Origin of the sequence: Winogradskyella sp. (assembly GCF_013213835.1) — a bacterium.
Lineage (GTDB): Bacteria > Bacteroidota > Bacteroidia > Flavobacteriales > Flavobacteriaceae > Winogradskyella.
In genome coordinates, this window is the sequence record NZ_JABSSU010000014.1 from 1 (window position 1) to 16,257 (window position 16,257).

Genomic DNA, 16,257 nt, shown 5'->3' on the forward strand with positions numbered 1-16,257 from the left:
ACTGGCAATTTAGATAGTGCTAATGGTAATGAAGTTATGGATTTGCTTATAGATCTTAACGAAGCTGGCACTACAATAATTATGGTAACACACAGTGAACACGATGCTAAGTATAGTCATAGAATTATTAGAATGTTAGATGGTCAAAAAGTTACCGAAAACATTTTAGCATAAATAATATCATCAATCAAAATCAATCTGGTTAAAACACTTCAGATTTAATGCCAACCATGTCAATCAATCAACTTATCTGAAGTGTTGATAACCAAACAACTCACCTTCGATCAAGCTATGGTGAATCAATCAAAAAACGAACAGTCTATCTTTTAAAAATAGATAGGTTATAATCAAGAATATCATGCTTAAAAATTATTTCAAAATAGCTTTTAGAAATCTACTTAAAAATAAGGTGTATTCACTTATTAATATTTCTGGTTTAGCTATTGGTATGGCAGCTACTATACTTATAGGGTTATGGATTTATGATGAATTAAATTTTAATAGCCATTTTAAAAATAAAAATACTATAGCTCAGATTTATCAACACCAAACATGGAATGGTGTTACTGGCACTGGGCCGGCAATTCCTCGACCTTTAGAGTTTGCTTTGCGAGAAGAGTATAATGACAATTTTAAGCATATAATAATGGCGTCATGGGAGCAACCACGTTATTTAAAGTATGGTGAAACCAATATTTATATTACCGGAAACGCTATGCAAAAAGGTGCCCCTGAGATGTTAGAATTGGAAATGATTTCTGGTGTAAGAAATGGGTTAGAGGATATGAATTCTATTATGATATCAGAATCTACATCAGTTGCAATTTTTGGGTCTAAAAATCCCATTGGTAAAACTATAAAGGTAAATAATGCACATGATTTAATGATTTCAGGTGTTTACAAGGACATTCCAGAAGGTAATCATTTTGGTGATATGGAATATATCATGTCCTGGGATTTTTATGTCACCACTCAAGAATGGTTAGAGCAGACAAAGGATGTGTGGGATAATAATTCGTTTCAGTTATTCGTGCAGATCAATGAAAATACAACTATGGATGCAGTGACATCTAAAATTAAGAACATAAAAAAGACTAAAGCTCCTGATTTAGTAGAATACAATCCTGAGATGTTTTTATTTCCGATGGAAGATTGGTATCTGCGAAATGATTTTGAAAACGGAATCCAATCTGGTGGACGAATTGAAAATGTTTGGCTTTTTGGTATTATAGGTGCCTTCATTTTGATTTTAGCTTGTATTAATTTTATCAACTTAAGCACAGCACGTTCCGAAAAGCGGGCTACAGAAGTAGGTATTAGAAAGTCTATAGGTTCACAAAGAGGGCAACTTATTTTCCAATTTCTAACGGAGTCATTTTTAATAGTGGTTTTAGCTTATGTTTTTGCCACAGGTATAGTATTGTTGAGTCTAAATTCGTTTAATAACCTTGCTAGTAAATCAATCGTATTTCCATGGACAAATATTGGTTTTTGGTTGGGTTCTGTTGCTTTTATTTTTATCACTGCGTTTTTATCGGGTAGTTACCCTGCATTATATTTATCATCATTTAATCCGGTTGCGGTCTTAAAAGGCACATTTAAGGCAGGACGTTTTGCCTCTTTGCCGCGAAAAGTACTTGTAGTAACTCAGTTTACTGTTTCTATCGCATTAATTATTGGAACCTTGGTGGTTATGAATCAGATTCAGTTTAGCAAAGACCGACCAACAGGTTACGATAAAGAAGGACTTATTCAAATTCCAGTAATGAGTGCTGAATTTGAAGGCAAACAAGAAGTTATGCGAAATCAATTTTTAGCTTCTGGCGGAGCTATTCATATGACAACAACAAGTAGTCCTACCACAAGTGTTTGGTCTAATCGTAGTGGTTATACATGGGAAGGAAAACCCGAAGGACTTCAGGAGGATTTAGCTTACACTTCTGTTAATTATGATTTTGTAGAAACCTTGGGTCTTAAGATTATCGATGGTCGAGGATTTTCTAGAGAGTTTGCTTCAGACTCTAATGCGGTAATTCTCAATAAAACAGCTTTAAAGCACATGGGCTTGCAAGATCCTGTTGGTAAGATAATCAGGTCTTCTAATGGTGAAGGTGAATTTTTAGATTTGAAAATAATAGGTGTTATAGATGATATGGTAGTACAATCGCCATATGAACCAGTGAAACAAGCCATGTACGATTTTGATAGATGGGGAAACATTGCCTTTTATAATTTAAGACTAAATCCTAAAAAAAGTACTAGTGAAAACTTATCATTAATTGAAAGTGCCTTTAAACAAAATTTCCCAGGGACACCATTTGATTATCAATTTGTAGATGAAGAATATGGAATGAAATTTAGAGCAGAAGAGCGCCTTGCAAGTTTAGCAAGAGTATTTACCGCATTGGCCATTTTTATAAGCTGTTTAGGGTTGTTTGGTTTAGCATCGTTTGTGGCTGAGCAACGTACCAAAGAAATTGGAGTGCGCAAAGTATTGGGTGCTTCGGTAAGTCAACTATGGCTGTTATTGTCTAAAGATTTTATAACCTTAGTTACAATAGCTTTAGCAATTGCATCACCCTTAGCATATTATGTTATGAGCGGATGGCTTCAAAAGTTCACCTATCGTTCACCCTTAGGTTGGGATGTTTTTGTGATAGCATGTTTTGGTGCAATAGTAATTACATTAATTACAGTGAGTTTTCAAGCTATTAAGGCTGCAACCACAAATCCTGTTAAGTCATTAAGAACAGAGTAGCCAATCATCAATATGTTCTGAATGTATTTCAGAGCTAAAATCAAGTGTTATGTTTAAAAATTATTTAAAAATAGCGTTTAGAAACCTTATAAAAAACAACGTATATTCATTTATAAACATTTCTGGTCTAGCAATTGGAATGGCAGCAGCTATGTTAATAGCTTTATGGATTTATGACGAATTAAGCTATGATAGTTATTCTAGAGATAAAGCATATATAGCTCAAGTTTACCAGAGTGAAACCTATAACGGTATTGTAGATACTGGAGCTGCCATACCACGACCTTTAGAGTTTGCCTTGCGTGAGGATTATGCTGATAATTTTGAGCATATCATAATGTCTTCATGGAATGAAGCACTTAATCTAAGCTATGAAGATATTAATCTTACTTTCTCTGGTAATTTTATGCAATCTGGCGCTCCAGATTTATTGGAGCTAGAGTTTCTTGATGGTGATGAAAATAGCCTTGAAAAATTAAATGCGATAATGATTGCACAGTCTACAGCCAAAGCTTTGTTTGGAGACGAACCAGCGATCGGAAAGACAATTAGTATTAATAACTACTTTAATCTTAATGTCTCTGCAGTTTATAAAGATTTACCGAATAATTCATCTTTTAGTAGTGTAGAATTTATAATTCCATGGGAAGCACTAATTGCTGCAAGTGATTGGCATAAGCGTGTAAGAGATAATTGGGGCAATAATTCCTTTCAATTATATGTAAAAATTAATCCCAATACAACGATGGAAGCCGTTACTCAAAAGATCCTTAACGTCAAGAAAGATCGTTCTAAGGACGAAGCAGAATTTAATCCACAAATATTCTTATTCCCTATGGAAGATTGGTATTTAAGGAATAATTGGGATAACGGTGTGCAAACTGGCGGACGCATTGAGAACCTATGGATGTTTGGAATAATCGGTGTATTTATTTTATTATTAGCCTGTATTAATTTTGTGAATTTAAGTACAGCGCGATCTGCAAAAAGAGCAATTGAAGTTGGTATCCGTAAGTCTATAGGTTCTCAAAGAAGGCAACTTATTTTTCAGTTTTTATCTGAGTCTTTTGCAATTGTTGTTCTTTCCTTTGTCCTTGCTATTGGGATTGTGTTATTATTCTTGAATGGGTTTAATGCATTGGCAAGTAAAAGCATTGTATTTCCATGGAGTAATTTAACGTTTTGGTTAAGTGCCCTAGTTTTTATTGTAATTATGACAATACTGTCTGGTAGTTATCCAGCTATGTATTTGTCCTCTTTTAACCCAGTAAAAGTATTAAAAGGAGCTTTTAAAGTAGGGAAAAATTCTTCCTTACCTCGAAAAATTCTAGTGGTTACTCAGTTCAGTATTTCGGTGGCGTTAATCATTGGAACTTTAGTAGTAATTGATCAGATTCAATTTAGTAAAGATCGGCCAGTTGGGTATGACAAAGAAGGTCTCATAGAGGTATTCACTTTAAGTGACGAATTTGATGGTAAGCAAGATTTAATGCGAGAACAGTTTATAAACTCTGGAGGTGTCGTAAGTATGACCACTATGAGTAGTCCTACTACTGATGTTTTTTCCAATATTAGTGGTTATAATTGGGAAGGAAAACCAGAGGGCTTTCAGGAAGATTTTGCATTTATCTCTGTCCATTATGATTTCGTTAAAACCCTTGGCCTTAATGTAATTGATGGCAGGGCTTTTTCAAGAGGATTTGCTACAGATTCTTCTGGTGTGATACTTAATAAAACAGCAGTGGATTATATGAAAATACAAGATCCTATTGGTAAATACATTCGCCATAATAATCCTAGTACTAATGTAAAGCCCTACAAGATCATTGGTGTAATTGAAGATATGGTTGTAACCTCACCATATAGCAAGGTTAAGCAAGCCATGTATGTTTTTGATACCCAAAGTAGCATGAATTTCTATAGTCTCCGCTTAAATCCAAAAAATAGCATTTCGGAAAACCTTTTACTTATTGAAAGTACGTTTAAAAAGAATTTTCCTAATACACCTTTTAATTATCAATTTGCTGATGAGGAGTATGGAAAAAAATTCAGGGCTGAGGAGCGTATTGCAAGTTTAGCACAAGTATTTTCTGCATTAGCCATTTTTATTAGCTGTTTAGGGTTGTTTGGTTTAGCATCGTTTGTGGCTGAGCAACGTACCAAAGAAATTGGAGTGCGCAAAGTATTGGGTGCTTCCGTTGGTCAACTATGGCTCTTATTGTCTAAAGATTTTATAACCTTAGTAACCATAGCTTTAGCAATTGCATCACCCTTAGCATATTATGTTATGAGCAGATGGCTTCAAAAGTTCACCTATCGTTCACCCTTAGGTTGGGATGTTTTTGTTATAGCATGTTTTGGTGCAATAATAATTACATTAATTACAGTGAGTTTTCAAGCCATTAAAGCTGCAACCACAAATCCTGTTAAATCATTAAGAACAGAATAAATATTAATAATCAAAAATCATTATAAAAAGTAAACAATTATGCTTAGAAATTATTTCAAAATAGCTTGGAGAAATATCATGAAGCACAAGATGTTTTCCTTAATTAATATTATAGGTTTAACAATTGGTTTATGCACATCATTCATTATTGGGTTAATGATTTACTATGATTTTACTTTTGACAATTTTCATAAAGATACTGATAGAATATATAGAATAGTCACTGACTTTGATAGCTCAGAAGGTGAGTTTTATAATCCTGGTGTGTCAACAGCATTAGAAACCGCAATTGAGGATAATTCAAGTTTTGAAATCGTCAATGGGTTTTATATTCTGCGTCCTTTTAAGGTAGAAAACAAGGTTAATCAAACCGAATTTAAATGGCCGAGTTTTGTAATCTATGCTAATGCATCTTATTTTGACATGTTTAAATATAAGTTCTTAGCCGGCAATGAGAATACGATTCTATCAAATCCAAATGAGGTCATTCTAACTGAAAATAGAGCTAAGGAATATTTTCCAAACCTAAAACCTTCCGAAATAATTGGTAAAACATTGGTTTACAATGACTCTTTAAATATTAATGTTACTGGCGTTGTAGAGAATTTTAAAAGTAGAACAGATTTTGTTTTTGAGGAATTTATTTCTCATCCAACAATATTACAGACAAGACTTAGAGAAACTTTTATTGAAAGAAATTGGAACAGCACTAATTCTAACTCCCAATTGTTTGTGAAGGTTAAAGAAAATGATGATTTAAATAAAGTTAAAAAAGAACTACACGAATTAGCTGAAGCAAATACAGACGAAGATTCTAAAAAATATGGACAAACAAGAGAGTTTGTTCTGCAACCTTTACGCGACATTCATTTCAATGAGGATTATGGTATATATGATTGGGAAAAAGGAATGGCGAGTAAAGTACTATTAAGGAACTTAGTATTAGTTGCAATTTTTCTTTTATTACTTGGTTGTATCAACTTTATTAATCTAAATACAGCTCAAGCAACGCAACGTGCTAAGGAAATTGGTATTAGAAAAACATTGGGGAGTTCTAGAAAACAATTGATTTGGCAATTTATGGGTGAGACCTTTATTCTCGTGTTAATTTCAGCCATATTATCCGTAGTAATGACTAAATGGTTGATAAAAGTATTTTCAGATTTTGTACCGTCAGATTTAGAATTCAGTTTATTAGCAGAACCCCTAATTTTACTAGGTATTATTTTACTCTTAGTACTTGTTACGTTTTTATCTGGCTTTTATCCTGCATTAGTTTTGTCAAAATTTAATACTGTTTCAGTTCTTAAAAACCATTTAGGTATTGGAGATAAGAAAGTAGGTTTACGTAAGTTTTTAACTGTATTTCAGTTTACAATCGCTCAGATATTTATCATAGGCACCTTATTGGTAGGTAAGCAGATTAATTTTTTACTGAGTAAGGATATGGGTTTTAAAACAGAGGCTATAGTATCTGTTTTTAGTCCGAGGAGTGAGGGCGAACTATCAAAAAAGGAAATTTATGCTCAAAAACTCAAGTCCATACCTCAAATAAAAAGCATTAGTTTAGGTGGAATGCCACCTGCATCTTTTAATACCAATTCTTCAACGACCACATTAAACAATGGCAATTCAGAAGTACAGTCAGATTTACAATTTATTTTTGGAGACACGCAGTATCAAAAACTTTTTGAGCTTGAACTTTTAGCTGGAAGAGTATATAGAAATGACACTATTCAAGAATTAGTAATTAATGAGGCTGCTCTTAAAGCTTATGGTTTTAGTCAACCAAAAGAGGCTCTTGGCTCTATGGTAGATTTTGGTGATAGAAAGGTTCCAATTGTTGGTGTCATGGCAGATTTCCATCAACGTTCACTTCGTTCAGACATTAAACCAATGGCCTTGGTAGGAGATTGGTATCGTAAGGATTTTACTCAATTTAGAGCCGTGCATATTGCGTTTAATAATTCTAGTTCGGAAGAGCTAAAATCTACCTTAAATACAATTGAATCTTTATATAAACAAGTTTATACAGAAGTTGAGGATTATCGTATAGAATTCATGGACGAATCAATCGCAAAGTTTTATGATCGTGAGAAGAAGGTTTCTAAGTTGCTAAATTGGGCAACAGGTCTTTCTATTCTTATTAGTTGTCTTGGTTTATTAGGTTTAGTTATTTATACGACCAACAGACGTATCAAGGAAATTGGTGTTAGAAAAGTGCTTGGTGCTTCGATACTTCAAATAAACACGTTGTTGTGCAAAGAGTTTTTAGTACTTGTGGCTATAGCTTTTGTTATTGCAGCACCATTAGCATGGTATGGTATTAATGAATGGCTTCAAGATTTTGCCTTTAAAACAACTATGAGTTTCTGGGTTTTTCTTATAAGTGGTTTATCAATGATTGTCTTTGCCTTACTAGTAATTAGTATAAAAACCCTACGGGCAGCAAGTGTCAATCCTGTAAGTTCATTAAGATCTGAATAGTCCTTTTTGTCAATAATTCAATCAAATTTGACCGACTAAACTTTGGTCTTAAAAACGAATTTTATGTTTAAAAATTATTTAAAAATTGCATTTAGAAATTTCTTCAGAAACAAACTCAATAGTTTTATAAACCTGGTCGGTTTGTCTTTAGGTTTGGCAGCGTGTATTTTAATTACCATGTATGTTTCTCATGAGAAGAGTTATGATAAGTTTCATGAGGACTCAAATAAAATTTATACAACTGTTGGAGAATTTAAAGTAGGTGACGAAAAAATAAGAATGAAAAGAATGAGTCACGTTGTAGCAGGCCAGCTAAAAGAGAATGACTCAAATATTGATGAGGTATTAAGGTATTATAAGCATAATCAGGCTATGCGTGTTGCTACTATATTACCTAAGTCACAGCCAATCTCTGAAGACAATATTGCTGCAGTCGATGCAAATTTTTTCACGTTCTTCTCATTTAATTTATTGTACGGAAATGCTGAAAGTGTATTGAATCAACCATTTTCAATTGTATTAACTAAAACTGTATCTGAGAAATATTTTGGTTCGCAGAATCCAATAGGTAAACAACTTAGCTTAAATCAAGATAAGGCATATACATTTACTATAACTGGTATTATGGAAGACTTTCCATCAAACTCATCCATCACTTCAGATTTTTTGATTTCTATGAAAAGCTTATCGGCAATGGAAGAAACAAAAGAATTGATGAGTACTGATTATTTTCAAGGAGGAAGTTTTACAACGTATTTAAAATTGAAGGATGTTAAAAAGGCAAATGAAGTAGAGGCAACAGCAATGCGATTAGACCGTTTGACCAATGAAGAAGCAGATACAACTTTTGTTCTAGAAAAGTTTACTGAAACACATGATTTAAATGCAGATAATGGTAGATTTAATTATTTAAGTGTGTTTCCAATTGTAGCTTTGTTGATTTTAATACTTGCGCTAACAAATTATATGAGTCTTACGACAGCGCGGGCTGGCACACGAGCAAAAGAAGTTGGTGTTAGAAAGATAAGCGGTGCAGGTAGAAAGAGCATTGCGCTTCAGTTTTATATTGAGTCAGCAATTTTTGTTTGTATTTCATTCGTAGTAGGGCTTCTAATAAGTATTCTTTTTAAAGATCTTTTTTTAGAGTTGTTAAACATCAATGTTGATAATTCCTTCTATTTTAATGGTCTGTTTATCATGGTGTTAACTGGAGTGTTCCTTTTTGCTGTTGTAACTTCAGGAATTTATCCTGCTTTGGTCTTATCGTCTTTAAACCCAATTAAGAATTTCAAAAATAAACTTACAAAGCATACAGGTAGTGTTTCTGTAAGAAAGGTCTTTACAATATTTCAGTTTGCTATTGCCGTTTTACTCATTATATGTGGTATTGTTATGAGCGCACAATTGGACTTTATGCGAAATAAGGACACTGGTTTAATCAGAAGTAATATTATTATGATTCCTGTTGAAACTTCAATGATGACAAATGCGACTGCATTTAGAAATGAAGTTGATAAATTACCTGAAGTTGAACAAACAACTTTAGCTATGAATCAGATATATGGTGGTTATAGTGCCTATTTTGTTTCAAAAGAAAATAGCCAAGAAAGTTACACAGTATCTACATTTAATGTAGATGAACATTTTATAAAAACTTTAGGTGTTACATGGTATTTAAAACCTAAAGAAAGAACAGCTTTCTCAGAAAACAGTAAAGTGATTATTAATAAAAAAACAATCGAAGGTTTAGGGTTAAAACCAGATCCTAGAGGTGAGCAAATGAATTTTGGGAATAGATCTTTTGAGGTGGCGGGTGTTGTTAATGATTTTAATTATACATCGTTAGAAAACCCAATAAAACCTTTAGCATTCTTTGTGAGTTCAGAGACTAATGCCAATGAGAATATATTAGGTGTTTACAACTCTTATTTATACGTGAAGCTCGCCGACAAGGTTGAGATTCCTAGTTTACTAGATAAGTTAGAAGGCACTTACAAAGAATTTGATGAAACAGTATCTTTTTCTTATCAATTTATGGACGATGCCTTTGATACCCTATACAAAGCCGAAGAGCGATTATCTTTTGTTTTTTATGTATTTGTTGTTTTGGCCCTAATAATTGCAGGTTTAGGTTTACTAGGATTGGTTACGTTTATGGCAGAGAAACGCATGAAAGAAATTGGGATAAGAAAGGTTTTAGGTGCATCCATATCCGAAATAGTTGTTTTGCTTTCTAAAGACTTTATAAGATTAGTTCTGTTAGCAATTGCAGTTGCTACACCACTAGGTTGGTATTTATCAGATAGCTGGCTTAGTTATTTTGCATTTAAGATAAATGTACCATGGTGGTCTTTTGTGATTGCAGGTGCTATTGCGACACTTTTATCAGTTCTAACCTTATCAATCCAAGGACTTAGGGCCGCCACAAGTAATCCTATTAATTCACTTAGATCTGAATAAATGTTGGTTTTAAATATTGTTCGTTTATGAACAAAAAGTGTATCATTTTCGGACAATTTTGAGTAGTTGTAAAAATTTAAATTACAGATAATCAGAACCTTATGTTTTTGGCATCATCTTCACTATGTTATTATAAAGAGTTTTAAAATTCATCATGATAAAAAATCACATTACAACATCAGTACGAAATCTTTGGAAAAATAAAACACTATCCATCCTTAATTTACTTGGTTTAAGCATTGGTATTTCTAGTGTATTAACTTTGCTTTTTTCAGTTTATGCCTATTATACAGCTGATAATAATATCCCTGAAAAGGAATCCATTTTTTATTTAAAAACTGTTTTGAAAAATGGGGATGAGTATCGCTCAGTTCCGTATCCTTTTTTAGATGTAATTAAGTCTAGTTCGCCAAAAGTCATAGCAGGTACACATTTACACGGTTGGGGAAATATATGGTTAGAAAAGGATAATAAGGATTTTCAGAATAGAACTGACTATGCAGACCCAGAGTTTTTTGAGGTTTTTGATCTTCCTTTTAAATATGGGAATTCTGATACAGCATTAAAGAATAAATATTCAATTGTATTAACCGATAAAGTAAGTCGTCAAATTTTTGGTGATTCTAATCCTGTAGGTAAAACACTTATTGGTGCAGATACATTAAATCTCCAAGTGACGGGAGTTTTAAAACCTATAAGTCCATATTCATCTTTTAGATTAGGTGTTATTTTGCCGAATACTATTTTAAAAGAAAATCCAAATTTTGTAGCACAAAACAATTGGGAAAATAGTTTTTCTCCAATTGATTTAAAGTTAAGTGCTGATACAAATATTGCGGGGTTTCAGGAACACATAACTCGACTTGTTGAAGAGCATTATACTGATTTAGAATCTATTTCAGAAGTAAAATTAATGCCTTATAAAGAAATGAGAACTGATTTAATGCCTATTGTAGATGTTATAATTACGAGTTCAATTGCCGCATCCTTTTTTATTTTATTGATTATACTTGTGAATCTATTGAATCTGAATACTTCGACAATGTTAGGTCGCACTAAGACATTGGCTGTGAGAAAGGTATTAGGAAGTTCTAAGAAAAGTTTAGTTTATCAGTACTGCATTGAAAATGGTATACTTGTTTTTGTGTCAATTGGATTATCAATTTTGTTATTCCTTACAGTGAATTTACCAAGGCTTAATGACGCTTTTGGTCCTGAATTTGGAGAAATATCATTTAATATTCTAAACGATTATCCTGTAATTGCTGGTATAGTTATAGTTGGTATTTTATCAACACTTATGGTATCTATAGTTCCGAGTTTACGTTTTGTAAAAATTCCTGTGACTATTGGTATAAAAGGTAAGATTGATCGAATTAAGAATAACTTTTTGTTAAGGAATTCATTTATTATTCTACAATTTAGTATCGCTATTTTGTGTATCTGTGTCTCTGTAATCCTTAATAGACAGATTAGTTTTATGAAAAGTGCAGATCTTGGTTTTGAGCGCAATAGTATTTTAGTCGGCAACCTAGATTTAGATTATAAGAATTTGGATGATGCTCAGTCTAAATTTAATGCGTTACTTAATGATTTAGAGTCTAATCCTTATGTTAAGAGTGTGTCAACCAGTGAGTCTATTCCGTCTGACTACTATTTTAATTACAGTTCGTATTATGATCCTACAATTAATAACGATGTCAGAATGCGAAGATCATACGCTGATGACTCCTATTTTAAAACATTAGAGGTTCCATTAGTAGAAGGACGACACTTTGACAGAAATATAGATCAGCCAGATGAAAGGCCAGTAATAATTAATGAAGCCGCAATGAGAGCATTCGGATGGACTTCAATAGAAGGAAAACGACTTAATTATAAAGATTCTAATAGTACTGGTTTACCAATTGTTGGTGTGGTTAAGGATTTTCATTATGAAGATTTACAGGAAGCGGTTGAACCTTTAGTACACATATATCGTAGTCATAAAGAACTGAGACTGCACAGGTTTTTGACAGTTAGTGTTCAAGAAGGTCATGAAATTAGTGTTGAGAATAAAATTACTGAAGCTTTTAATGACATTTCATCTCGAAAGACTTATGTACAATCACGACTTTCAGACATGGTGAGTGGACAGTATTTATTAATTGAAGGTATATTAAAATCAGTTAATATAACGGCATTGACAGCCATTTTTATTAGTTGTCTTGGGTTATTTGGTTTAATCTCATTTACAGCAAAGCGAAAAGTCAAAGAAATTGGAATTAGAAAAGTACTTGGTGCGAGTGTAACAAAAATTGTTCTCTTATTATCAAAAGATTATTTAATACTAGTTGCTGTTGCGGCCATAATTGCATTTCCACTGGCATGGTATATAATGAGCACTTGGTTAGATAAGTTTGCTTACAGCATATCAATTAAATGGTGGATGTTTGCTGTTGCCGGTTTAATTGCATTATGCATTACCGCCATAACATTAGGTCTTAGAGCAGTTAGAAGTGCTACTGCTAATCCTGTAGATAGTTTAAAAACAGAATAAGAATTAACAACAATCAAAAAATGAGCATATTATTAAGTTTAAATGAAGCGACAAGGTCTGTAAATTCAGGTAACAATAAGGTTACTTTATTGAACAACATCAACCTGCAAGTAAAGGAAGGAGAGTTTATTTCGTTAATGGGTCCGTCGGGTTCTGGTAAATCTACACTTCTTAATTGTATAGGAATGTTAGATAATTTTAATGGTGGTGGTTACACCTTTTTAGGACAACCTGTTCATAGTATGAAGGAAAAGAAAAGATCTATGCTTTACAAAGAATATATAGGTTTTGTATTTCAGGCTTATCATCTGATTGATGAGTTAACTGTATTTGAAAATATAGAAACTCCATTGTTATATAAAAATGTTAAATCATCAGAACGCAAAGCTTTAGTAGCTGATATGTTAGATCGCTTTAATATTGTTGGGAAAAAAGATTTATTCCCTGAGCAATTAAGTGGCGGACAGCAACAATTAGTTGGTATTGCAAGAGCTCTTATAGGTAATCCTAAACTCATTCTGGCTGATGAACCCACAGGAAACCTTAACTCTAAGCAAAGTACAGAAATAATGGAATTATTTTCAGAATTAAATAAAGAAGGAGTTACAATTATACAAGCAACACACTCGGAGAAGAATGCCTCATATGGTTCTAGAATTATTAATCTACTAGATGGGGAAATAGTCTCAGAATAACCACAAAATTATGAAACATTTTCAATTCTTATTTGCCATCATTTTTATGATGGGTTGGGGAGCATTTGCTCAAAGCGAAATCTATTCATTGGAAGATTGTATCAAAATTGCCCTTGAAAATAATATAGATTTAAGGTCCGCTAACCTAAGGGCTAATTCAGCTAAGATAAATCACCAACAATCAAAAGCTAATATTTTACCCACAATAAACGGAACTTTTAATCTTGGTAAAAATGATGGTCGTAGTATTGATCCATTCACAAATGACTTCATAAATCAAGAGTTAACATTTTCAAATATGGGATTGAGTTTAGATTTTACTGTGTTTAACGGTTTTAGATTATTAAATGCTGCAAAGCAAAACCGATTGAATAGAAAAGCCGCAGAACAAGAACTAGAGGCTGCTAAACAAGATTTGGTGTTAAACGTCACTTTAGCCTATTTACAAGTGCTTAATAATAAAGCTGTTTTAGGTTTAACCGAGCAACGTTATGACGCTACAAAACAGCAACTTAAAAATCAAGAGGATTTCTATAAAAATGAGTCTGGAAATCCAGCAGATTATGCTGATATTTTAGGACAGTTAGCGAATGATGAAACGAGTATTTTAACAACTCAATCCAATTTGAATAATTCAATTCAGACACTATTACGATTATTAAATTTACCTAGTAATTTTGAAATTGACCCTCAAAATCTAATGCTAGAAGTTGAAAGTTATAATTTAACTGCAGAAGAGGTGTATAAAGCTGCTATCGAGAATTTAGCAACATTTAAGGCGAATGAATTAAGGATAGAAGCTGCAAAAAAAGGTGTAAGCGTAGCGAAATCTCAATTTACACCAGAAATTTCCATTTTTGGTGGAGTTAATACAAACTATTCTAGTGCTGCACAACTCTTTAATTTAACAGGTAGTACAATTGTTGATACAGGTGCTTTTGTTACAGTTGAAGGACAAGAGATATCAGTTCAATCAGAACAACCAATTTTTGAAACTCAGACCATTAGTTATGAGGATCAATTAGATAATAATTTAAACACCGTAATTGGTGTTTCTGTAAATGTGCCCCTATTTAATGGATTTAGAGCAAAGAATAATGTAGCATTAGAAAAAATACGAGTACAAGAGTCTATATTAGAATTGGAGCGTACGCATTTAGATATTAAAAACAATATAGCACAAGTACATTTTGATATGGTGGCAGCTTATGGAAGATATCAAAGTTTACTTAAACAAGTAGAGGCTTATGAAGAATCTTATCGTATAAATGAAATAAGGTTTAATAATGGGGTGTCAAATTTTTTAAGTTACGTTACAAGTAAGAATAATTTAGATGCTTCTCGTGTAAATTTAGAAAACGCCAAATATGATTATTTGTTGAGAGTGAAAGTTTTAGATTACTATAGAGGAATCAATTTTTAGCCTAAGATTGTTTTATGTATAGCATCACCAACCCAATAGCCAAAACCTAATACTATAGGATAGGCAATAAAAAGCCAGATATAATCTATTATGCTTATCATTGTAAAGACTTGATTACCATTTTTACTCAACAAGTTTATAAAATGATACCAAGATGTAATCCCTAATTTAACAACAATTCCATTTGCCAAAATAGCAACAATAAGAATGGATAAGCCTATGACGTATATTCTAATCATGTGAAATTAATTCCACTCTAAGTTACTTCTTTCTTGCCAATAGAATTCTTTTGATACCATAAAAGTTTCTAATTTTCTAACTTCTAAATCATTAAGTTTAAAATTTAAAGCTTTATAGTTTTGTTCAAGTTGTTCAATGTTAGAAGCACCACTCAAAACAACCGTAGGTTTCAAATGGTCTATAATAAAGCGAATCGCGATAGCATCATATCCTACATTATATTTCTTTTCAAGTTGCTGTAAATAATCATAGGCAGGTATATATGTTTTTAAACTTGATTGATGAAGTAGTCGACCGTTTGCTAGTGCTTCTTTAATGATGACCGTTTTATGATTATGAATTAACGCTTTTAATATGTTATGAGTTGACTGTTCGAATATATTATAGGTTACTTGAAAACTGTCAAACAAATCTTCACCTTCAAAAGTAATTTCTTGAGCTGTTTTTATGATAGATTCTTGTGCAGTACCACTTGAAGATAATCCAATTTTTAGACCATATTCATTTTTGAGCTGATAGAGTCTTCTGAGTACTGCATTATTAGTTAAAACTCCACTTTCTAATGTAGCTGAATGTATTTGATAAATATTAAGATGAGGTAGAAAAGCTCTAGAAATATCCCATTGTTCATTTAATTTAGATAAAGAATGTTCTTTGACTTCATGCTTACCTTTAAAGCCAATTTCCCAATCTGCCATATAGGTATAACCAAACTTTGTAGAAAATGCCACATCCTTAAAGTGTTTGGTTTTATGCCAATCGAGTAGAAATTCTTCACCTAAACCATAAGAAGGTGCAACATCAAAGTCTCTAATTCCGAGAGCATAGGCTTTGTCTAAAACTTGAAATGCATTAGACCTAAATGCCTTTATAGATTTGTCTATGTTTTTATGCGTTCTTAGGTTAATGTAATCTGGTCGACCTAATGCCGCCATTCCTAAACCAATTCTTGTTTTTTTAGCCATTTCATTAAATCGTTATCACTTGGATTTCTAAGTTTTTTATTGCCGATTGTAATTGTCGGAAAGTTGAGTTTTCGGTTGTTATATAAACTCCGAAGTTCTTCAGCAAAAGCTTCATTCTCTTCTACATCTAAAAAGCTGTATTTTAACTGTAAATTATCTAAATACGATTGATAATATTTGGTTTTATGGCATCTTTGAGCACCGTATAATATGATGTTTGGCTGACTCATTATAGATTCAA

General features: G+C 32.5%; 10 protein-coding genes and 1 pseudogene. 8 read left to right on the top strand and 3 right to left on the bottom strand.

What is annotated here, in order from left to right:
* The 8 genes and pseudogenes from HRU50_RS15290 to HRU50_RS15325 all read left to right on the top strand — a co-directional run.
* Positions 1-174, top strand: a pseudogene (locus HRU50_RS15290) (ABC transporter ATP-binding protein); the annotation flags it as partial.
* Positions 175-358: 184 nt separating this feature from the next.
* A complete protein-coding gene (locus HRU50_RS15295) occupies positions 359-2,758 on the top strand; it encodes an ABC transporter permease (RefSeq protein WP_296352063.1) in 2,400 nt (799 codons plus the stop codon).
* Between the two features lie 49 nt (positions 2,759-2,807).
* Positions 2,808-5,207, top strand: a complete 2,400-nt coding sequence (locus HRU50_RS15300; protein ID WP_296352065.1) for an ABC transporter permease — start codon at positions 2,808-2,810, stop codon at positions 5,205-5,207.
* A gap of 39 nt (positions 5,208-5,246) precedes the next feature.
* On the top strand, positions 5,247-7,694 hold the full coding sequence (locus HRU50_RS15305) for an ABC transporter permease (protein ID WP_296352067.1): 2,448 nt from the start codon (positions 5,247-5,249) through the stop codon (positions 7,692-7,694).
* 63 nt (positions 7,695-7,757) lie between these two features.
* Entirely contained in the window at positions 7,758-10,154 is a 2,397-nt protein-coding gene (locus HRU50_RS15310; protein ID WP_296352068.1) for an ABC transporter permease, read from the top strand.
* A 154-nt stretch (positions 10,155-10,308) separates the two neighbouring features.
* The gene (locus tag HRU50_RS15315) at positions 10,309-12,693 is read left to right on the top strand and encodes an ABC transporter permease (protein ID WP_296352070.1); all 2,385 of its coding nucleotides are present in this window, start codon (positions 10,309-10,311) and stop codon (positions 12,691-12,693) included.
* 20 nt (positions 12,694-12,713) lie between these two features.
* A complete protein-coding gene (locus HRU50_RS15320) occupies positions 12,714-13,388 on the top strand; it encodes an ABC transporter ATP-binding protein (RefSeq protein ID WP_296352073.1) in 675 nt (224 codons plus the stop codon).
* Between the two features lie 10 nt (positions 13,389-13,398).
* Positions 13,399-14,811: a TolC family protein gene (locus HRU50_RS15325; protein WP_296352075.1), complete on the top strand. Its 1,413-nt coding sequence runs from the start codon at positions 13,399-13,401 to the stop codon at positions 14,809-14,811.
* Here HRU50_RS15325 and HRU50_RS15330 read toward each other — a convergent pair.
* Genes HRU50_RS15330 through HRU50_RS15340 form a run of 3 tightly spaced genes read right to left on the bottom strand, consistent with a single transcriptional unit; the run spans position 14,808 to position 16,246 of the window.
* Positions 14,808-15,050, bottom strand: a complete 243-nt coding sequence (locus tag HRU50_RS15330) for a hypothetical protein (protein ID WP_296352077.1) — start codon at positions 15,048-15,050, stop codon at positions 14,808-14,810. The two genes, HRU50_RS15325 and HRU50_RS15330, sit on opposite strands and share 4 nt — an antisense overlap.
* A 6-nt stretch (positions 15,051-15,056) precedes the next feature.
* Entirely contained in the window at positions 15,057-16,016 is a 960-nt protein-coding gene (locus HRU50_RS15335) for an aldo/keto reductase (protein ID WP_296352078.1), read from the bottom strand.
* Positions 15,989-16,246 carry a glutaredoxin domain-containing protein gene (locus tag HRU50_RS15340; protein ID WP_296352079.1) on the bottom strand — a complete coding sequence of 86 codons (258 nt, stop codon included), beginning with the start codon at positions 16,244-16,246 and terminating at the stop codon, positions 15,989-15,991. The genes HRU50_RS15335 and HRU50_RS15340 overlap by 28 nt, the downstream gene beginning before the upstream one ends.
* Positions 16,247-16,257 lie beyond the last annotated feature (11 nt).

Excerpts from the sequence above, each read along its gene's own strand:
- HRU50_RS15295 (WP_296352063.1), top strand. The coding sequence starts at position 359 with ATGCTTAAAAATTATTTCAAAATAGCTTTTAGAAATCTACTTAAAAAT.
- HRU50_RS15300 (WP_296352065.1), top strand. The coding sequence starts at position 2,808 with ATGTTTAAAAATTATTTAAAAATAGCGTTTAGAAACCTTATAAAAAAC.
- HRU50_RS15305 (WP_296352067.1), top strand. The coding sequence starts at position 5,247 with ATGCTTAGAAATTATTTCAAAATAGCTTGGAGAAATATCATGAAGCAC.
- HRU50_RS15310 (WP_296352068.1), top strand. The coding sequence starts at position 7,758 with ATGTTTAAAAATTATTTAAAAATTGCATTTAGAAATTTCTTCAGAAAC.
- HRU50_RS15315 (WP_296352070.1), top strand. The coding sequence starts at position 10,309 with ATGATAAAAAATCACATTACAACATCAGTACGAAATCTTTGGAAAAAT.
- HRU50_RS15320 (WP_296352073.1), top strand. The coding sequence starts at position 12,714 with ATGAGCATATTATTAAGTTTAAATGAAGCGACAAGGTCTGTAAATTCA.
- HRU50_RS15325 (WP_296352075.1), top strand. The coding sequence starts at position 13,399 with ATGAAACATTTTCAATTCTTATTTGCCATCATTTTTATGATGGGTTGG.
- HRU50_RS15330 (WP_296352077.1), bottom strand. The coding sequence starts at position 15,050 with ATGATTAGAATATACGTCATAGGCTTATCCATTCTTATTGTTGCTATT.
- HRU50_RS15335 (WP_296352078.1), bottom strand. The coding sequence starts at position 16,016 with ATGGCTAAAAAAACAAGAATTGGTTTAGGAATGGCGGCATTAGGTCGA.
- HRU50_RS15340 (WP_296352079.1), bottom strand. The coding sequence starts at position 16,246 with ATGAGTCAGCCAAACATCATATTATACGGTGCTCAAAGATGCCATAAA.